We start from the raw sequence: 20240 nt of genomic DNA on the forward strand, positions 1-20240 counted from the left end.
ACCCAATCAGCCATAATGTGATCTTTATTCTGATTTATTCGCGATTGCGCTATAATGGCGCAAATTTCTAGAGTTGATGAAGATAACAAAGCAATGGCACTAAAAATAACATCAAAATGTATCAATTGTGATATGTGTGAGCCTGAGTGCCCAAACGAGGCTATCTCAATGGGCTTTGACACATATGAAATCGATCCAAATAAATGTACGGAATGTGTGGGTTATTATGATCATTCTACTTGCCAGCGCGTTTGCCCTATTCAAAATGCAATTATAGCCGATCCTCAACACGTTGAAACACAAGAGCAATTACTCGTAAAATTTGAGCGACTTAAAGCTATTACTAAATAATCAGCTAGATTTAACATCGATGCGTAATTCTTTAGGAATTTCAAACGTGATATTTTCTAAAATGCCATCCGTTTCAATGAGTGATGTACAACCAAGAATTTTTAAGTGATCAATGACTTGCTGCACTAAGATATCGGGGGCAGAAGCACCAGCGGTTACCCCTATCGTATGCGCATTTACTAACCACTCTTTTTGGATGTCTGAAGCAAAATCAATTAAATAAGCCTGTTTACTGTTGCGTCTAGCAAGCTCTGCTAGACGATTTGAATTAGATGAATTTTTAGAACCGACGACCAAAACAATATCTGCGCATGAGGATAGTTGTTTTACCGCTTGTTGGCGATTGGTTGTGGCATAGCAAATATCATTTTTACGTGGACTACGAATATCAGGAAAACGTTTTTTTAAAGCGACAATGATCTCGGCAGTATCATCAACCGATAAAGTTGTTTGAGTGGTAAAGCAAAGGTTATTTTCGTTTTTTACTTGTAGTTTTTGTACATCATCGATCGATTCGACTAAATAAATACCACCTTCAGGATTATTATACTGCCCCATTGTCCCATCAACCTCAATGTGACCAGCATGACCGATTAAAATAACTTCTTCGCCACGATAACTAGATCGAGCAACTTCCATATGTACCTTAGTCACAAGTGGGCAAGTCGCATCAAAAACACGCAATTTACGTTGTTTTGCTTCTTCTCGAACGGCTTTAGATACACCATGCGCTGAAAATATAAGAATGGTGTTGTCGGGTACTTCGCTAATATCTTCAATAAAAATAGCACCTAATTCTTTTAGGCGATTGACAACGTAACGATTATGTACAACCTCGTGGCGCACATAGACTGGCGCGCCAAATAATTCAAGTGCACGTTCAACGATGGTGATAGCACGATCAACACCAGCACAAAAACCGCGAGGATTAGCTAAAATAATTTGCATACTATACAGTCTTCTTCGGTTTTTTATAATTACAGATGATAAATAATCCAATACCCATGCAGATTGCACAGTCTGCGACATTAAAGGTTGGATAGTGCCAATCACCAAAATTGACATCAAGAAAGTCGACGACAAAACCATGGTAAATACGATCAAATAAATTACCAAATGCTCCTCCCAGAATCAGTGATAATGAAAGGTTCTCTAATTTTTGTTTACGACTATTGCGGTATAACATGTGCATAATCACGGCACTGATTATCAAAGCAAAAACAGCAAGCATTGTACGTTGACCTTCAAAAATGCTAAAGGCAGCCCCAATGTTGCGGACATAAGTGATCGAGAAGAAGGGTAGAAGGTTTACTGATTCAAATAACGAGAAGTTATTTATAATCCAAAATTTACTTGTTATATCAATGATAAAAACAATGATTGCAAATAATAACCAGTAAAGTCCGTTATCTTTTTTCATATAATTTATGCTCATTATTATATTTCCGCCGACAATCGTCGGCGGGAAAGGTACTAAGTTGCTATAGGGATCGCTATAGCTGATTTTGTGCGTTAAATGGCTTTATTATTGCTTATGCAAAATACCTTATCTCGCCATTGCCATGGATGTTTTCCTCACAACGCTTACATAAATGTGTTGTTGGTTCATTATCTGTTGTGTAGTGCCAACAACGAGGGCATTTATCGCCTTGTGCTTTGGCCAACTCAATTTTCAGTCCTTGAATATCACTTTGTACCGCGTTTTCTGGTGCTGTTTGTAATGGTTTAACGCTAGCTTGTGATGTAAGTAAAACAAAACGCAATTCATTTTCTAATTTAGCTAATGTTGTAGCAATCTCTTCATCAGCATAAAGAGTAACGGCCGCTTCAAGTGCACCACCGATTACTTTATCATTACGACCTTGTTCAAGTACTTTATTCACTTCGCTACGAATTGTTAAAATTTTCGACCAGTATTCACTATTTAAGGTTTCATTATCCGATAATGCAAATAATGCGCTATACCATTCATCTTCAAAAACGAATTCTTGTTTTTCTGCTGCTGGTAAGTATTGCCAGATTTCATCTGCAGTAAATGATAAGATCGGAGCAATCCAGCGAACCATAGCTTGAGCAATATGATATAAAGCGGTTTGACAACTGTGGCGTGCAATACTATCACTTTTGGCTGTGTACTGACGATCTTTAATGATATCTAAATAAAATGATCCCATTTCGATTGAACAAAATTGCATAATGCGTTGTACAACTTTATGGAAATCATAATTTTCATATGCCTGAATAATGTGTTCTTGTGCTTCTTTCGCCATGCTCACCGCCCAACGATCAAGTACAACCATATCATCTGGCTTAACCATATCGGTCACTGGATCAAATCCATTTAAATTCGCTAGCAAAAAGCGAGCAGTATTACGAATACGACGATAGCTATCCGCCGCTCGTTTGATAATTTCATCTGAATAACTCATTTCACCCGAATAATCGGTAGATGCAATCCATAAACGTAAAATATCGGCACCAAGCTTATTCATCACTTCTTGGGGGGTAACGATATTACCGAGAGATTTAGACATCTTACGACCTTGTCCATCAACCACAAAACCATGAGTAAGCACTTGCTTATAAGGCGCTTTGTTATCAATTGCAGTAGATAACATTAACGAAGACATAAACCAACCACGATGTTGATCTGAACCTTCTAAATATATGTCGGCATCATGACCTTCGAATTCTGGACGAGCGCGAACCACCGATGAAAAAGTAGATCCAGAATCAAACCAAACATCTAACGTATCAGGAACTTTGCGATAATCATCAGCATCTGGACCGAGAAGATCTTTAATGTCCGCATCCCACCAAGCTTGAATGCCATCTTTTTCAACTAGCTTAGCTATTTTTTCAATTAAAGCTAATGTGTCTGGGTGAAGTTCCTCAGTCTCTTTGTGTACAAACAATGTCATAGGTACACCCCACGTACGCTGACGAGAAATACACCAGTCTGGGCGATTAGCAACCATAGTTTCAATGCGCGCTTGTCCCCAATCTGGGATCCAACGCACTTGTTTAATTTCTTCTAATGATTGCAAGCGCAAATCTTGTTTTTCCATGCTAATAAACCATTGCGGTGTCGCACGAAAAATAACAGGTGTTTTATGGCGCCAACAACATGGATAGCTATGTTCAATATTTTCAAAGTGTAATAATGCATTATGTTCTTTTAAGATCTCAACAATGACTTTATTCGCTTTAAATACAAATAACCCGTCTAAACCTGCACCTGTTCCTGATAAGTAGCAACCATTACCACCAACAGGATTGGCGACTTCAAGTCCATATTTTTGACCTACCATAAAGTCTTCTACCCCATGACCAGGGGCGGTGTGTACTGCACCAGTACCAGCATCAATAGTAACGTGATCACCAAGTACAACTGGCTCATCAAAATCAAGGAATGGATGTTTAAAACGCAATAACTCAAGCGCATCACCGTGACAGCTACCTAACACTTTCCATTCTCTGATATTGGCGCGTTGCATCACAGACTCAACTAAATCAGTTGCTAAAATTAAGCACTCTTTATCATTGATTTGAACAAGTTGATATTCAAAATCAGCATTTAAAGCTATCCCTCGGCTAGCTGGTAATGTCCAAGGGGTGGTTGTCCAAATAACAGCATAAATGGTTAAATTAGTATTGATACCAAATTTATTTGCTACGGCTTGATTATCAACAGCTTTAAATTTTACATCAATGGCAGGCGATGATTTATCATAATATTCCACCTCAGCTTCTGCCAAAGATGACATACAATCCGTACACCAATAGACGGGTTTAGCACCTTTGACTAAATGGCCATTTTTTATAACGTTACCTAAAGTGCGGATAATATTTGCTTCCGTATTATAATCCATTGTACGGTAAGGATTTTGCCAATCACCCAATACACCCATACGGATAAAATCCGCCTTTTGTAGTTCAACTTGTGAAGCCGCATAATCACGGCAAATTTGGCGAAATTCAGCAGACGAAACTTTAACCCCAGGTTTACCAACTTGCTCCTCAACTTTTTGCTCAATCGGTAAACCATGACAGTCCCACCCAGGGATATAAGGTGAATTATAGCCACTCAATCCTTTTGATTTGATAATAATGTCTTTAAGGATTTTATTAACGGCATGACCAATATGTAATTTCCCATTGGCATAAGGAGGACCATCATGCAAAATAAAGCTTTTTTTGCCTTTTTTCGCAGAGCGAATTTTGCGATAAAGTTCTTTATCGTACCAATTTTGTAACATTGCTGGTTCGCGCTTAGCAAGATCGCCTCGCATAGGAAACCCTGTTTCAGGTAGATTCAATGTATTTTTATAGTCTGTCATGCTGATTTATTCCAGTTAAATTTGTTGATACTACTTTTAATTGGTTAATTGTGCACTGATATTTTTCGCAGTGCAAACATCTTGTGTAATTTGTTGTTTTAATTCTGCTAATGAATCAAATTTTTTCTCATCGCGTAATTTTTCGATGAATGTTATGTCTAAATATTGTCCATAAATATCATCCGAAAAGTCAAATATATTCACTTCTAAAATCGCCTTTTTTCCATTAATGGTTGGTCTTAAACCAATATTGGCAACGCCATCATAAAGTTGATTATTACAAATATTTCTAACTTTAACAAAATAGACGCCTTGTAGTGCAGGCTTTTTTCGGTGTAAGTGAATATTTGCGGTTGGAAAACCTAATTGTCTTGCCAAAGCATTACCATGTATTACGCGACCTTGAATGGTATAATCTCGACCTAAAAGACAATGAGCCAATTTAAAGTCGTTATTTAAAAGTGCTTGGCGCACAGCTGTGCTACTAATACGAAAATTATTCCACACAAATGTTGGCATACTTTCGACGATAAAATCGTTGGTATGTGCATATTGCTGTAAAAGGTTTATATCTCCTTTACGGTCAAATCCAAATCGAAAATCATCACCAATGGCGATATATTTAGCTTGTAGCTTATTAATCAACCAATCTTGAATAAAATGATTCGCTGACATGTGAGCAAATTTTTTTGTAAATGGAATTGCGAGAATATAGTCAACACCAAATTTTTCAATAAAAATGACTTTTTCCTGAAATGAAGTTAACCGTGAGGGCGCATTATTTTGTGTAAAAAACTCTAACGGTTGTGGCTCAAACAACATAACAACTGTAGGCAAGTTTCGTTTTTTACCTTGTTTAATAATATGGTTAATTAACTGTTGATGCCCTAAATGAACGCCATCAAAATTTCCCAAGGTTAAAACACATTGAGAGAATTGATTTTTTAAATTAGTTATACCACGGATAATCTTCATGAAAACAATGTTATTTATATTAAGTAACCAAGAATTATACCAATCTTTATTGAAGATGCACGAAATATAAAGCTAGGTATTGCGGTTTTCTATCGAGCTTTTTGTACTAGTTTTGGCAACAGCTTGATTGTTGACCAGTGTCTAAAACTTAATTAGCCAAATATAACCATTAGTAAGATCAGTAATGATTAAGTGCCCGTAAAAACTCTTGTCTTGTGCTTGGATTAGTTTTAAATCCACCACCAAGCGCAGTAGTTGTTGTGATGCTACTAGAGTCTTTAATTCCTCTTGCTTTTACACAGTAGTGGGTGGCGTCAATTGAAACAGCAACATTGACCGTACCAAGCAAAGTTTGTAGAGCCACTAAAATTTGCTGGGTTAACCGTTCTTGTACTTGGGGACGCTGTGAAAAAAACTCAACAATGCGATTGATTTTAGACAGGCCAATTACTTTATCTTTTGGAATATAAGAAACCGTTGCTTTACCGTCTATTGTTACAAAATGGTGCTCACATACACTAGTTAATGTAATGTCACGAACGGTAATCATCTCATCCACTTGCATTTTATTGTCGATTAACGTAATTTTCGGAAAATTTTCATAATAAAGGCCAGAAAAAATCTCATCAACATACATTTTTGACACACGATGAGGGGTCTGAGCAAGGCTGTCATCTGTCAAATCAAGTTCCATTAATTTCATAATTTCACGAAAATGAGCCTCGATTTTTGCTTTACGCTCATTATTATTCATAGCTAGATGGCATGATGGAGTTTCAAGATTTTTGGCTGCTAGTGCATCTTTGACTTTTTGCGCGGCAAGACTTAATACTGTCATTTATCAAATACTCAGGTGAAATTGAATACAATATTATATAACACTTGTTGTGCAATACATAGTTTTTTGCTGAAACGTCTAACTAACCTGAAATATCTTTACATTATATTATCTATGATGATAAGAATATTATGACTAATTAGGTTATACTGTCAGTTATTATATAGCATAACGTTTAGGTAACTATAATGCCAAATAACACACCAATTATTTTAATTGATGGATCTTCTTATCTTTACCGTGCTTTTTTTGCATGCCCTCCGTTAACTAATGCCAAAGGTGAACCAACAGGCGCTATTTTTGGCGTCATTAATATGATTCGTAGCTTGTTAAATCAATACGATCCGACACATATTGCTGTTGTATTTGATGCTAAAGGCGGATCGTTTCGTAACGAAATTTATAGTGAATATAAAGCTACTCGTGAAGCGATGCCTGAAAATCTTCGCCCACAAATTGAACCTATTCATACCATTTTAAAAGCGATGGGACTACCACTGCTTTGTGTTGAAGGTGTTGAAGCAGATGATGTAATTGGTACATTGGCTAAGCAAGCAGAAAAGGCAAATCTTGAAGTCTTGATTAGTACTGGCGATAAAGATATGGCGCAGTTAGTAAGCGATAAAATTACACTTATTAATACCATGAGTAATACCATTCTTGATTCAAAAGGTGTCATGGAAAAATTTGGTGTTCCACCAGAAAAGATGATTGATTATTTAGCGTTAAGAGGTGATTCTTCCGATAATATTCCTGGTGTGCCTGGAGTAGGTGAAAAAACAGCACAAAGTTTATTATCCCAATTTGATGGCGTAAAAGATATTTATAATCGATTAGATGATGTTGAAAAATTGGCTATTCGAGGAGCTAAATCCTTAAAACAAAAATTGATTGATAATCAGAATGATGCTGAACTTTCTTATCTATTAGCAACAATCAAAACGGATGTTAAATTAGATTTTACCAATGAACAATTATTGATCGGAAATATTGACGTTAATGCGTTAATTGAGTTATTTAGTTATTATGGTTTTCATCGTTGGCAAAAAGAATTAATTGCAGGTACCTTCCTAAAGCAACAAAAAAATATGGTTGTCGAGATTGAAGATGATTTATTTTCTCAAGAACAACCTACAGCAACTTTGCAAAAAAATGAAACCGATTACCAGTGTATATTAACCAATGAACAACTCGATGAATGGATAACCAAATTAAGCAACAGCAAGCAATTTGCTTTTGATACCGAAACGGATAATGTTGATCATGTGCACGCTAAATTAGTTGGTATCTCATTGAGTATTGAACCTTACCAAGCGGCTTATATTCCACTTGCTCACCAATATTTAGGTGTTCCAAAACAGCTTCCTCTCAATGATGTTCTGGCTAAATTGAAACCAATACTTGAAAATCCAGAAATAAAAAAAATCGCTCAAAATGCAAAATTTGATTACAGCGTATTGGCCAACTATGGCATAACCGTTCAAGGTATCGCATTTGACACTATGCTTGAATCTTATGTACTAAACAGTACTGAACGTTATGATATGGATAGTTTGGCCAATCGCTATTTGAACCACAAGACGATTACTTATGATGAATTAACTAAATTTGATAAAATTCAAGTTACTATTGATGCTATTGAGGTAGAAAAAACCACACAATATGCTGCGGAAGATGCCGATATTACATTGCAATTGCATCATAAGTTATGGCCAACTCTTGAAAAAAACCAAAAATTAAAAAAACTATTCACTGATATTGAAATGCCACTTGCTATTGTAATAGCTGAAATGGAAAGAACAGGCGTTCTGGTGGATGCTAAATTATTAAATAAGCATTCAGCTGAGTTGAATAACAAATTGAACGAAATTCAAGAAACGTTACAATTGTTAGCAGGTGAAAAATTTAACCCAGCATCACCTAAGCAAATTCAAGTTCTTTTATTTGATAAGCATCAATTACCAGTACTCAAAAAAACGCCCAAAGGCGATCCTTCAACTAGTGAAGAGGTTTTGAGCGAGCTAGCTAATCAATATGAGCTACCACGCATGATTTTACTTTATCGTAGCTTAGCTAAGTTGAAAAATACGTATACTGATAAATTACCATTAATGCTTAGCCCAGTTGATCATCGGATACACACTAATTATAACCAAATTGGTACGATAACAGGACGATTGTCTTCAAATGAGCCTAATTTACAGAATATTCCTGTTCGCAATGAAGAAGGTCGTCGAATTCGACAAGCATTTATTGCACCAACAGGTTATAAGATTATTTCTGCCGACTACTCACAAATCGAATTGCGTATCATGGCACACTTATCGCAAGATAAAAGTTTACTTGATGCTTTTTCTCACAACAAAGATATTCATCGTGTCACAGCTAGCGAAATTTTGGGAAAATCTGAATCTGAAGTAACTTCTGAAGAGCGAAGACGAGCAAAAGCCGTTAACTTTGGGCTAATTTATGGTATGAGTGCATATGGCTTATCAAAACAAATTAATATTGCTCGAAAAGAAGCCCAATTTTATATCGATCGCTATTTTGAACGCTATCCAAGTGTTCAAACGTATATGGACGAAATCCGCCAACAAGCGACAGAACAAGGTTATATTGAAACGCTATCTGGTCGACGATTATATCTACCTAAAATTAAATCAGGAAGTGGCATTGAACGCCGAGGAGCTGAACGAGCCGCCATTAATGCGCCAATGCAGGGCACAGCAGCTGATATTATCAAAACAGCGATGATTAAGGTAAGCGACTGGATTAAAAGCCAGCCTGTAGGTAATATTAGGATGGTAATGCAAGTACACGATGAACTCGTATTTGAAGCAAAAGAGGAGTTGGTTGAGCAATATCGTGACCAAATAAAATCCATTATGGAAAATTGTTACCAACTATCCGTACCATTAAAGGTAGACGTGGGAATAGGCAATAACTGGGATGAGGCACATTAATTAATGCCAAATCAGCGCCAAATAAGTTAGCCTTAAATAAAATAGTTAATCGCTTTTTATGCTAAAGCGCATATTTTACGGAAAATTTTTTATAAATTATGGCGTAACTTTTTGGCACTAATGGCACTATTGCTCAAACTTTTCGGCGTGTTAGAATAAGCAACTAAATTGAATTGATATCAACATGTTATTCTGCTTGTTAATATTGGCAGAATAAAAAGGCATTTGTCGCCATTTGGCTATTTAAGTTTGCTTTTTTGTTATTATTAGGATTATTTCATGAAAATAAAAACCCGTTTTGCGCCTAGCCCAACAGGCTATTTACATGTAGGTGGTGCACGTACAGCGCTTTATTCTTGGCTCTATACTCGCCATGCCAAAGGTGCATTTGTATTACGCATTGAAGATACTGATCTTGAACGTTCAACGCCAGAAGCGATTGAAGCGATTATGGAGGGTATGAATTGGTTAAAATTATCATGGGATGAAGGTCCTTATTATCAAACTAAACGTTTTGATCGTTACAATCAGGTTATCGATGAAATGTTAGCCAACGGCACAGCTTATCGTTGCTATTGTTCTAAAGAACGGCTTGAAAAATTGCGCGAAGAACAAATGGCAAAAGGTGAAAAAGCGCGTTACGATGGACATTGCCGTTGTGATTCAGTACAAAAAGAACACAGCCATAATGAACCTCATGTTGTGCGTTTTGCTAACCCTATTGATGGCACTGTCATCTTTAATGATTTAATTCGAGGACCGATTGAGATTGCCAATAGAGAACTTGATGATCTTATTATTCGTCGCACTGATGGTTCACCAACCTACAATTTTTGTGTAGTAGTTGATGATTGGGATATGGAAATTACTCACGTTATTCGTGGAGAAGATCATATTAATAACACACCTCGTCAGATTAATATTCTAAAAGCGTTAGGTGCACCGATTCCTGAATATGGACATGTATCGATGATCTTAGGAGATGATGGACAAAAATTATCTAAGCGTCATGGTGCGGTAAGTGTAATGCAATATCGTGATGATGGCTATTTGCCTGAAGCTCTACTTAACTATTTAGTGCGCCTTGGTTGGTCTCATGGCGATCAAGAGATTTTCTCAGTACCTGAAATGATTAACTATTTTTCATTAGGTGCGGTGAGCAAATCAGCCAGCGCCTTTAACACTGAAAAATTACTTTGGTTAAACCATCATTATATTAATCATCTGGACGCTGATTATGTGGCTCAACATTTAGTATGGCATATGAATCAACAAGGATATGATTTATCAAAAGGCCCTGACCTTATTACGATTATTAAACTATTTGGTGAACGTTGTAAAACCCTTAAAGAAATGGCTGAATCGTGTGCTTATTGTTATCAGGATTTTGATGATTTTGATGTAGATGCAGCTAAAAAGCATCTACGTCCTGTCGCTAAAGAGCCATTGGAAGCCATTAAAGCAAAAATTACAGAAATTGCTGATTTTGATTGGCAAATTGATAAAATTCACCATGCTATTGAAGCAACAGCAACAGAGCTCAATGTTGGCATGGGAAAAGTCGGCATGCCACTACGCGTTGCCATAACAGGCATAGGGCAATCACCATCGGTTGATGCGACGGTTTTTGCGGTAGGAAAAAAGCGAACGCTTGCAAGAATAGATAAGGCACTTGCATATATTACACTGCGTGAGCAACCTCAAAATTAACCTATAGTAATTGCAGGATGTTGCCTGCAATTATTTTTGCCAAACCGAGAACTTCTATGGTTCGCTTAAAAAAACGTTATTGGTTTTTATTGATTATTTTGCTTACCAATTTGATATTAGGTTTTTGTGGTTGGCATTATTGGATATCATTTAAAGAAAAATATCATCTATCGATAGATTGGCATGGCATAAATATGAGTTTTGAAGGCTTATCTTTTGATGAGTTTACTATATCTCAGCCGTCTCAATTATCCGTAACAGCGAAAAATTTACTTGTCTCATGGTCACAGTTATCGGCAAAAAACATTGATATTTACTGGCAACCAAATGATGCAAAAGCGCTTGTCAAAGCCACACAAAAAGTTGTTGATACGACAATTCAAGATTTGCATCAAGCTAATTTTGACCTCTCCACTATTTCAACCATTCTTGATTGGTTGCCGAAAAAAATTCATATCGATTCGTTAACATATTATGCACAAAATAACCAACAATTTGACGTAAAAATTGATGCAACTAAACAGTTAGAATCTATCCAATTAGCTGTGTCGAGTAATAATCAATATTCGGCAAAACTGTCTACTACTTTACTATTTAATGAAGTGGATTCACGTATTGATATTCAAAATGGTATTTTGACCAGTAATTTAAGTCAATTTGGTATAGAAAATGGCCAATTAACTTTACCATTCACGGGGTGGATTTCCAGTAATCAATTTATGTTAGTCAATTCTGGTCATGCCTCACTGATGTTAGAAAAAGCTAATTTATTTGATGACCTGATACTTGGCCGTTTAGAAAGTGCTTTTACCTTTAAAGTTGAATCGGCTATTCCTATTGAAAGTAAGCAATTAGCTACCACAACTGAGTTCATTATTAATAAATGCAATGGCATTTACAAAAATAGCGAAATAAAATCAGCAACAGGCAAGATCAAGATTGTTATTAAAGATAATCAATTTACTGCATCAGTGCCTATTTTAAATATACAAGAAGTCAATTTAGGCATAGCCTTTGAGCAAGTAAAGTTAGCGGGTATTTATAACGCATCACTCAAGACAATAACTCAAGGGCAGCTAAACTTGAAAAAAGCTCAAGCATCAATTTTTTCTGGTTCTGTGTCTATTGAGCCAAGTAAATTGAATTTAGCTAAATTACCCCAACAATTAAGCTTAAAGCTAAAGCAAATACAGTTAAAAGAGATTCTTGCTAAATACCCAGCTGAAGGACTTGCTGGGGTAGGTACAATTGATGGTTATTTACCCGTTACATTACTAAAAGCGAAAAAGAAAGATGGATCTGTGTTTGAACTTGCGATTAAAAATGGTCAGTTAACCACAATCAACGAAGGCTATTTACAGTTTGAAAATTCTGCTTTGAAAAATTATGCACAAAATAACCCTAATATGAAAATACTCACTGATATTATTAAAAATTTTCATTATACTAAGCTACAAGGTACTGTTAATTATGCCAACGAAATAGCCAAGCTTGGATTAAATATTCAAGGAAGCAATTTAGATGTCGAAAATGGCAAAGCAGTGAATTTAAATATCAATCTTGAAGAAAATGTGGCTAAATTGCTGATGAGCTTACAGTTATCTGATCAAATTAGTGAGCCAGTTCGTAAACGAATTCAAGCCCGTTTAAAAAAGGAAGCTTCAAAATAAGAGGTCATTTTATGATACGAAATGTGATTGCAATAATGATGCTAAGTAGTGTGTTAATCGGATGTTCGCCAACAGTGAAAGTGCAAGCGCCGAGCGAACCCATTAATATCAATTTGAATGTTAAGATAGACCATGAAATTAATATTAAGGTTGATAAAGCATTAGATAATATAATCAATAAATCTGGATTATATTAATTGTATAAGTTTTATTTTCATCTATTCTTTTGATTGTGGTCAATAGAACAATCTATATTCACACTCAAATCAATAAAATATGATGTATTTACTAAGGAGTTTGTTATGACTATCTGTAAAAAAGCAACCATAGCATTATTGTCCATTATGTTATCTTTTTCTGCATTTGCATTAAATTTAGAGCAAGCTATGGATTCATTAAGCCAAGCCAAAGCGCAAGGTCTTGTTGGTGAACAGGCTGATGGTTATTTAGGCGTTGTTAAAAATGAAGGCGACGCCAGTGAAATTGCGCAACTGATTAATCAGGCACGTAAAACCCAATACCAGAAAGTGTCCAATGAAAGCCATGTCCCTTTAAATGAAGTAGAAAAAAAAGCGGGTAGTAAAGCGCAAGAAAAGACACCAGCAGGCCAATATATAAAACGACAAGGTCAGTGGTTAATAAAATAATCATTGCTTTTTGCAACAACCGAGAAAGTATAACGACATTGCACTTTAATTGTGTATTAATAATGTGTATGCTGTTTGCTTAAATGTTTGTTTACCGCTTTTTTATATTTATCTATTTAATAAAAAGATGGTAAAGTTTTTATCTAATTAGTTTTTACTTGTAATAGTATCGCTTATGCGATTTGAAATGGAGAAAATCAATGTGTTCGATTTTAGGTATTCTTGATATTAAATCAGATCCAGAACAACTACGAACAAAAGCACTAGAGTTATCATGTCTACAGCGTCATCGTGGTCCTGATTGGTCTGGTATTTTTGCGTCTGATAAAGCTATTCTTGCTCATGAACGTTTATCAATTGTGGATGTCAATACAGGATCTCAGCCCCTTTATAATAAAGATAAAACCCTAGTTTTAGCGGTAAATGGCGAAATTTACAATCATCAAGAACTCCGAAATCAGTACAAAGATCGTTATGAGTTTCAAACAGGTTCTGACTGTGAAGTGATTCTTGCTTTATATCAAGAAAAAGGTATTGATTGCCTTGATGAATTACAAGGTATGTTTGCTTTTATCCTTTATGATATCAATAAAGGGAGCTATTTTATTGGCCGTGACCACATTGGTATTATTCCAATGTATACAGGTCATGATGAAAATGGCACATTTTATGTTGCCTCTGAAATGAAAGCCTTAGTACCAGTTTGTAAAACCATTGAGGCTTTCCCTCCAGGATGCTATCTATCGAGCACCGAAGGTGAAATCAAAACGTATTACAAACGTGACTGGATGGATTACGAAAATGTGAAAGACAATAAGACGGATATTAATGCACTGCGTGTTGCATTAGAAGATTCGGTAAAAAGCCACTTAATGTCTGATGTGCCTTACGGTGTTCTATTATCAGGTGGGCTTGATTCTTCGGTCATTTCAGCAATCACTAAAAAATTCTCAGCACGCCGTGTTGAAGATCACGAAAAATCAGAAGCATGGTGGCCACAGTTGCACTCATTTGCTGTAGGTTTAAAAGGTGCTCCAGATCTTAAAGCTGCACAAGCGGTTGCTGATCATCTAGGTACAGTTCACCACGAAATTAACTTTACCATTCAAGAAGGTATTGATGCGATTCGTGACGTAATTTATTTCATTGAAACTTATGATGTCACCACTATTCGTGCGTCCACACCAATGTATTTAATGGCGCGTAAAATCAAAGCCATGGGCATCAAAATGGTACTTTCTGGTGAAGGTGCTGATGAAGTGTTTGGTGGTTATCTCTATTTCCACAAAGCACCAAATGCCAAAGAGTTCCATGAAGAAACCGTACGCAAATTAGCAGCGTTACATATGTATGATTGTGCTCGTGCTAATAAGGCAATGGCGGCATGGGGTGTTGAAGCTCGAGTTCCATTCCTTGATAAGAAATTCTTAGATGTTGCTATGCGCATTAATCCAAAAGATAAAATGTGTGGTAGTAATGGTAAAATGGAAAAACACATTGTGCGCGAAGCCTTTGAGTCTTATTTACCAGCATCGGTTGTTTGGCGTCAAAAAGAACAATTCTCTGACGGTGTGGGTTATAGCTGGATTGATACATTAAAAGAGATTGCCGAAAGTAAAATTACTGATCAGCAATTAGAAAATGCAAAGTTCCGTTTCCCATACAATACGCCGACTTCAAAAGAAGCCTATATGTATCGTGAGATTTTTAACGAACTATTCCCACTTGAAAGTGCAGCTCATTGTGTACCTGGTGGTCCAACAGTTGCTTGCTCAACTGCGAAAGCAATTGAATGGGATGAATCATTTAAAAACCTAAACGATCCGTCAGGGCGTGCGGCGGTAGGTGTGCATAATGATGCCTATAAGAAATAAAGATTAGACTCAAGATAACATTATCTAATTCAAATCTGTAAAAAGGGCTATATGCCCTTTTTTTATATTTAGCTGGAGTATTCTGATTAATCTAATTTTTGTAAAATTCACTTTAACTAAAATATCATAGTTTAATAGCTATATATTCCCCATTTTTCACTCAACGATAACCTAATCATTTATTGAAAACTTTTCATTCTTTTAAAATTTAGTTTGTCCGTTTCATTGATTGATATGTGTTTTTGAAAAAACGCAATTTTCTATACATCATGTCTTGAATCATTTTATGAAAATATTTTATTAAATATGTGATCTAAATTCATTTTTCTCTGAATTTAATAAACTATACTTAATGTTACCAGTCACATAGTGATTGGGTAGGAAGTAGATACTGTTTATTTTCCAATAAATATAATTGTAAGAGTGGTGATTTATTAATTAGGAGCATTGAGTGAAAAATTATAAAATTGCAATAATCAACTCAAGTAGTTTTGGGAAATATTTTCCTGATCATTTAAAACGATTAGAAAAAATAGGTGAAGTAAAACATTTTACTTTTGAAAATAGTATTTCTGGAAAAGAATTAGCTGATGCATTGCAAGGGTTCAATATTGTAATTGCAAGTGTCAGACCATTTTTTGATAAAGCATTTTTTGATAACAAAAAAGATCCTTTATTTTTACTTTCTCGCCATGGAATAGGGTTTAATAACGTTGATGTTATTGCTGCTAAAGAGCATGGAACAATTGTTACTATTGTTCCCCCGTTGGTTGAACGCGATGCTGTTGCTGAAAATGCAGTAACCAATTTGCTGGCATTAATCAGACAAACAGTGCAATCTCAAGCTGCCGTTAAGTCAAATGAATGGAAAAATAGAGCCTCTTTTTTAGGTATTAATGTTACTGGTAAAGTTGTTGGTATTATTGGCTGTGGCAACATTGGTAGTCGAGTAGCAGAAATATTTAAACATGGTTTTAATGCCCAGCTACTTGTTGTTGATCCTAATGTCAATAAACAGTGGGCGAGTGAAAATAACATTGAAATTGTCGATTTAAATTATCTACTACAACATGCAGACATCATCTCTTTAAACGCATCCTTAAATGAAACCAGTTACCACATTTTAAAAGCGCACCAATTCTCTTTAATGAAAAAAGGTGTTTATATCACCAATACCGCAAGAGCTGAATTGATTGATGAAAGCGCATTATTAACTGCGCTTGATAGTGGTATTGTTGCTGGGCATGCAACTGACGTAATGTATGCTGAACCAGCATATAACGATAACCCCTTAGTTAAACATCCTAAAGTGCTTGTTACACCACATACTTCCGCTTATGCAATTGAATGTTTGCAAGGTATGGGGGAAAAATGTGTGCAAGATGTAGAGAATTTTGTTAATAAACTAGAACTTCAATCAGTTGTTTCTTAATGATTTATTTTTAATTATTAAGTAATAATAAAAAACATTAAGGAGTTTATATATGCCAGAAATGCATGTAACTTTTCTGCAGGCAGCGATTATTTCTGTATGGGTTGCGATGGTAATGTCACGGGGATTGGGGGGAGCAACATTAACGTTAAGATTTACTCCAATGATGACAGGTTTAATTGTTGGTGTTGTATTTAATGATATTGCAAATGCAATGATAACAACAGCTGCAATACAGCTAATTTATATGGGTGTCTTTTCTCCTGGTGGTCAAATGCCATCAGAGCCTTCCATTGCTACAGCAGTTGCTGTTCCTGTTGCATTACTTGGAAAAATGGAACCAACAGCTGCTGTTGCGGTCGCTGTCCCTGTAGGTTTATTAGGCTCTTATTTATATCAACTACGATTTTTCTTTAATACTATGATTATGAAATTAACTGAAAAATATGCGCAAGAAGCCAATAGTTCAAAATTAACTTTCTCCATAATCATACTACCCATTATTTGTAGCTGTGCTTTATTTATACCATTTATGTTTGTCGCATTATACTTTGGTGCGCCGATTATTGCCGATGTAATTAAATCAAATGCTGGTGGACTTGTTTTTCATATCCTTAATGTTATAGGTGGTGGGCTGGCAGCTGTTGGTATTGCATTAACCATTTATGTGATTGGTAAAAAGAGTTACATCATATTCTTCTTATTGGCTTATTTTATTGCGGTAATTGCAAAACCACTTAATGTAACAATGGTAACCTACGCCATTGTTGGCGCTATTGTTGCATTTATTTTTGTTTTAGCAAAAAGTGAAGCAGTGAATTGTGCGGCAGAGCAACCTAGAAATAATCCCAATAATAACAATCAAGATGATGACGATTATTAATCTGTAGTTATTCGATTAATAAACTAGATAGAGGAATATTATAATGACAGAAATCGTACAAGAAAGTATTGATCTAAAGCCAGAAGCAATCACGAAAAAGGATATCACAATTGCTTGGTTACGATGGTATTACGCAAATGAAATCCCACACTCATTTGATCGTTATCTTGCTGCATCTTTAATGTGGGGATTAATGCCAATTCTTAAAAAACTATACAAATCAAAAAGTGAACTTGCTGCTGCCTATCAAAGACATTTATTGTTCTTTAATACGCAAATAACATGGGGTGGTGGGACAATTTCGGGAATTATGGCCTCACTTGAATCTGTTAGAGCCGATGAAGTTTATCAAAATAAACCTATCAGTATTGATAATGACGTACTTTATAACACTAAAGCAGGTTTAATGGGGGCTTTAGCTGGCATTGGTGATGCTATTGATTCTGGTACAATACAATATATTTTTATTGCAATTGCACTCCCTTGGGCACAAGAAGGATTGGCTATTGGTGCATTATTCCCCTTCTTTGCCTTTGTAATCTACCAACTTTTTGTAGGCTATTATTTTGCTCAACTAGGATTTAAATTAGGAAGAAACGCTGCGACAGAAGTTGTGGGTAACAAAATGCAGATGCTTATCGAAGGCTTATCTATTTTAGGTTTATTTATGATGGGCATCTTAGCAGCTAGCTATATTAAAGTATCCTCAAGTTTAAAATTTACCTTATCAGGCAAAGATTTTGTTATACAAGATACATTAGATAAGATTCTACCTGGTGCGTTACCCCTCATTGTTGTAATGGGATTGTATTTTTATTTCTCCCAAAAAGGTTTAAAAGTAACCAGAGCATTAGTAGGATTAACCATTATACTTGGTGTTTTAGCAGCAATTGGTATTTTATAAAATAATTAAAAAAGAGGTTTTAAATTATGGGAAAAGTTGTTTTAGCTCGAGTAGATAGTCGTCTTATTCATGGTCAAGTTGCAACTAATGTTTCTAAAGCGGCTGGTGCTAATGCTTTATTTGTTGCAGATGACTATTCAGCAAATGACGAATTCACAAAAAATATCATTCTAGGCGCCGGAGCTAGCACTGGACATAAAATCAGAGTACTAAAAGAAGATGGTGCTGTAAGATATTGGAATGATCGTAAGTACGATGACTTTAATGTTATCTTACTTACTAAAAATATTGAAGTAATGTATAAAATCATTAAAGCAGGCGTACCAATAACAAACCTAAATATTGGAGGTTTACCGCTAGTACCTGGGGCAACATCAATAATTAAAGAAGTATCGATAAACAAAGAGCAACTTGATCTATTGATCGATTTACAAAATAGTTACCCAGATATGGATATCTACTTTCAAGCAACGCCTTCATTGAAAAAAATAACATTAAATGAAGCAATCAAAATGTTTGAGTAATATAGGAAGGTAAAAATGATAGGTGTCTTATTAATTAGCCATGGCAACATGGCTGCGGGAATGAAAGATAGTGTAACAATGATAGTTGGGGAACAAGACAAATTTGAAACACTATCACTTAATCCAGGGCAAGATATTAATCAATTAAAAACGGATCTATTTAATTGTTCAAAATCTTTAGATTCAGGCAAAGGAGTCTTAATTTTTGTCGATCTATATGGAGCCTCTCCTTACAATGCTTCAATGAGATGCGTGCCTCAATGGCGTGAATTGGGTATGGATGTTAGAGTTATTACCGGCATGAGCTTACCAATGGTAATTAATGCGGTATGTAATAGAGACTCATTGTCAGTACAAGAATTAGCCAAAGAGTGTCTTGAGGCGGGTCATGATAATATTCAAGACGCTATTGCTAATATTACTCATTCCAACCAATCTCAGAATGAGGATGATTATTAATTAGTTTAATTTTGCTAATTGATAATATTATCAAGTGTATAGTGAATATGATTAACAAAGTCATATTCACTATAATGTTTAATTTTTATATCTAAATAGTTTATTAATAATGGAAATACTTAAAGATCTTGTGCTCCGATACTGTGTCATATTTGGTAAACGATTTTCTGCTAAACAAAAGATTGCTTTTTTAAGAGTGATATCTAAAGAACTAATTCAATTAGGCTATATGGTTGATGCTAAACTAGCCAAGTTGAAATTAGCAACAAGACGATATGAAAACTATTACAATGCTTATATTGGTGATTTCAATAAAGCTGAATTAATTATTTGCACTTATTACGATACTGGCGTTAATAACTTTAATTTTCAAAAAAAATACGCATTTTCTCCACAATTTAGTAAATTAAGTTACTTTATCAGTATTGCGCCAATCATTATTTTATTCATTGCTTCATTGATACTAAATTATTTTGTTTTTATTCCTGATATCCGTACTCAAGGTTTTTTTAGTATTTCAGGCGTTGGCTCAATTATTTCAACGGTTTTGTTATTTTTTTTCGTCTTTAAATTTAAAAGTGGCATTCCTAACCAAAAGAACTTTGTTTGTAATTCATCAAGCATTATTACCATCATAAATTTAATTAATAAACTTAATAAAAAAGAGAAG

18 protein-coding genes are annotated in these 20240 nt (G+C 35.3%); 13 read left to right on the forward strand and 5 right to left on the reverse strand.

Going from position 1 to position 20240, the window contains the following annotated elements; all coding sequences use genetic code 11:
* Nucleotides 1-93 precede the first annotated feature (93 nt).
* A complete protein-coding gene (locus tag A9G30_RS05250) occupies nt 94-351 on the forward strand; it encodes a YfhL family 4Fe-4S dicluster ferredoxin (protein WP_065588282.1) in 258 nt (85 codons plus the stop codon).
* Here the strand turns inward: A9G30_RS05250 and ispH are convergent, their stop codons facing one another.
* The 5 genes from ispH to folE form a co-directional block, all read right to left on the reverse strand.
* Nucleotides 352-1299, reverse strand: coding sequence for a 4-hydroxy-3-methylbut-2-enyl diphosphate reductase (ispH, locus tag A9G30_RS05255; RefSeq protein ID WP_065588274.1), 948 nt, complete (start codon nt 1297-1299; stop codon nt 352-354).
* Nucleotide 1300: 1 nt separating this feature from the next.
* Nucleotides 1301-1771 carry a signal peptidase II gene (gene lspA / locus A9G30_RS05260; RefSeq protein WP_065588275.1) on the reverse strand — a complete coding sequence of 157 codons (471 nt, stop codon included), beginning with the start codon at nt 1769-1771 and terminating at the stop codon, nt 1301-1303.
* 112 nt (nt 1772-1883) lie between these two features.
* Nucleotides 1884-4691 carry an isoleucine--tRNA ligase gene (ileS, locus tag A9G30_RS05265; RefSeq protein WP_065588276.1) on the reverse strand — a complete coding sequence of 936 codons (2808 nt, stop codon included), beginning with the start codon at nt 4689-4691 and terminating at the stop codon, nt 1884-1886.
* A 36-nt stretch (nt 4692-4727) separates the two neighbouring features.
* A complete protein-coding gene (gene ribF, locus A9G30_RS05270; RefSeq protein ID WP_065588277.1) occupies nt 4728-5666 on the reverse strand; it encodes a bifunctional riboflavin kinase/FAD synthetase in 939 nt (312 codons plus the stop codon).
* A gap of 178 nt (nt 5667-5844) precedes the next feature.
* Nucleotides 5845-6504 carry a GTP cyclohydrolase I FolE gene (folE, locus tag A9G30_RS05275; RefSeq protein ID WP_065566090.1) on the reverse strand — a complete coding sequence of 220 codons (660 nt, stop codon included), beginning with the start codon at nt 6502-6504 and terminating at the stop codon, nt 5845-5847.
* A 188-nt stretch (nt 6505-6692) separates the two neighbouring features.
* Here folE and polA point away from each other — a divergent pair, with 188 nt between their 5' ends.
* The 12 genes from polA to A9G30_RS05335 all read left to right on the forward strand — a co-directional run.
* Nucleotides 6693-9467 carry a DNA polymerase I gene (gene polA, locus A9G30_RS05280; protein ID WP_065588278.1) on the forward strand — a complete coding sequence of 925 codons (2775 nt, stop codon included), beginning with the start codon at nt 6693-6695 and terminating at the stop codon, nt 9465-9467.
* Between the two features lie 279 nt (nt 9468-9746).
* A complete protein-coding gene (gene gltX, locus A9G30_RS05285; protein WP_065588279.1) occupies nt 9747-11177 on the forward strand; it encodes a glutamate--tRNA ligase in 1431 nt (476 codons plus the stop codon).
* A gap of 17 nt (nt 11178-11194) precedes the next feature.
* Nucleotides 11195-12847 carry an intermembrane phospholipid transport protein YdbH family protein gene (locus tag A9G30_RS05290; protein WP_065588280.1) on the forward strand — a complete coding sequence of 551 codons (1653 nt, stop codon included), beginning with the start codon at nt 11195-11197 and terminating at the stop codon, nt 12845-12847.
* Between the two features lie 11 nt (nt 12848-12858).
* Nucleotides 12859-13044: a YnbE family lipoprotein gene (locus A9G30_RS05295; protein WP_065588281.1), complete on the forward strand. Its 186-nt coding sequence runs from the start codon at nt 12859-12861 to the stop codon at nt 13042-13044.
* Nucleotides 13045-13149: 105 nt separating this feature from the next.
* Nucleotides 13150-13494, forward strand: a complete 345-nt coding sequence (locus A9G30_RS05300; protein WP_065583222.1) for a YdbL family protein — start codon at nt 13150-13152, stop codon at nt 13492-13494.
* Between the two features lie 200 nt (nt 13495-13694).
* The gene (asnB, locus tag A9G30_RS05305) at nt 13695-15368 is read left to right on the forward strand and encodes an asparagine synthase B (protein ID WP_065583221.1); all 1674 of its coding nucleotides are present in this window, start codon (nt 13695-13697) and stop codon (nt 15366-15368) included.
* A gap of 451 nt (nt 15369-15819) precedes the next feature.
* Nucleotides 15820-16800 (forward strand): D-isomer specific 2-hydroxyacid dehydrogenase family protein, encoded by a 981-nt coding sequence (locus A9G30_RS05310; RefSeq protein WP_065583220.1) that lies wholly within the window; start codon nt 15820-15822, stop codon nt 16798-16800.
* Between the two features lie 61 nt (nt 16801-16861).
* Nucleotides 16862-17683, forward strand: coding sequence for a PTS sugar transporter subunit IIC (locus A9G30_RS05315; RefSeq protein ID WP_081295699.1), 822 nt, complete (start codon nt 16862-16864; stop codon nt 17681-17683).
* 43 nt (nt 17684-17726) lie between these two features.
* Nucleotides 17727-18587 carry a PTS system mannose/fructose/sorbose family transporter subunit IID gene (locus tag A9G30_RS05320; protein WP_065583218.1) on the forward strand — a complete coding sequence of 287 codons (861 nt, stop codon included), beginning with the start codon at nt 17727-17729 and terminating at the stop codon, nt 18585-18587.
* Nucleotides 18588-18613: 26 nt separating this feature from the next.
* The gene (locus A9G30_RS05325) at nt 18614-19111 is read left to right on the forward strand and encodes a PTS system mannose/fructose/N-acetylgalactosamine-transporter subunit IIB (protein WP_065559971.1); all 498 of its coding nucleotides are present in this window, start codon (nt 18614-18616) and stop codon (nt 19109-19111) included.
* 15 nt (nt 19112-19126) lie between these two features.
* On the forward strand, nt 19127-19570 hold the full coding sequence (locus A9G30_RS05330; protein WP_065583217.1) for a PTS sugar transporter subunit IIA: 444 nt from the start codon (nt 19127-19129) through the stop codon (nt 19568-19570).
* Between the two features lie 109 nt (nt 19571-19679).
* Nucleotides 19680-20240, forward strand: a 561-nt coding sequence (locus A9G30_RS05335; protein WP_141672012.1) for a hypothetical protein, incomplete at its 3' end; no start/stop codon positions are given.

Origin of the sequence: Gilliamella sp. Fer4-1, assembly GCF_001690515.1 — a bacterium.
GTDB lineage: Bacteria > Pseudomonadota > Gammaproteobacteria > Enterobacterales > Orbaceae > Gilliamella > Gilliamella apicola_C.

Bases quoted from the DNA above. Each gene is read 5' to 3' on its own strand.
- A9G30_RS05250 (WP_065588282.1), top strand. From the start codon at position 94: ATGGCACTAAAAATAACATCAAAATGTATCAATTGTGATATGTGTGAG.
- ispH (WP_065588274.1), bottom strand. From the start codon at position 1,299: ATGCAAATTATTTTAGCTAATCCTCGCGGTTTTTGTGCTGGTGTTGAT.
- lspA (WP_065588275.1), bottom strand. From the start codon at position 1,771: ATGAAAAAAGATAACGGACTTTACTGGTTATTATTTGCAATCATTGTT.
- ileS (WP_065588276.1), bottom strand. From the start codon at position 4,691: ATGACAGACTATAAAAATACATTGAATCTACCTGAAACAGGGTTTCCT.
- ribF (WP_065588277.1), bottom strand. From the start codon at position 5,666: ATGAAGATTATCCGTGGTATAACTAATTTAAAAAATCAATTCTCTCAA.
- folE (WP_065566090.1), bottom strand. From the start codon at position 6,504: ATGACAGTATTAAGTCTTGCCGCGCAAAAAGTCAAAGATGCACTAGCA.
- polA (WP_065588278.1), top strand. From the start codon at position 6,693: ATGCCAAATAACACACCAATTATTTTAATTGATGGATCTTCTTATCTT.
- gltX (WP_065588279.1), top strand. From the start codon at position 9,747: ATGAAAATAAAAACCCGTTTTGCGCCTAGCCCAACAGGCTATTTACAT.
- A9G30_RS05290 (WP_065588280.1), top strand. From the start codon at position 11,195: ATGTTGCCTGCAATTATTTTTGCCAAACCGAGAACTTCTATGGTTCGC.
- A9G30_RS05295 (WP_065588281.1), top strand. From the start codon at position 12,859: ATGATACGAAATGTGATTGCAATAATGATGCTAAGTAGTGTGTTAATC.
- A9G30_RS05300 (WP_065583222.1), top strand. From the start codon at position 13,150: ATGACTATCTGTAAAAAAGCAACCATAGCATTATTGTCCATTATGTTA.
- asnB (WP_065583221.1), top strand. From the start codon at position 13,695: ATGTGTTCGATTTTAGGTATTCTTGATATTAAATCAGATCCAGAACAA.
- A9G30_RS05315 (WP_081295699.1), top strand. From the start codon at position 16,862: ATGCATGTAACTTTTCTGCAGGCAGCGATTATTTCTGTATGGGTTGCG.
- A9G30_RS05320 (WP_065583218.1), top strand. From the start codon at position 17,727: ATGACAGAAATCGTACAAGAAAGTATTGATCTAAAGCCAGAAGCAATC.
- A9G30_RS05325 (WP_065559971.1), top strand. From the start codon at position 18,614: ATGGGAAAAGTTGTTTTAGCTCGAGTAGATAGTCGTCTTATTCATGGT.
- A9G30_RS05330 (WP_065583217.1), top strand. From the start codon at position 19,127: ATGATAGGTGTCTTATTAATTAGCCATGGCAACATGGCTGCGGGAATG.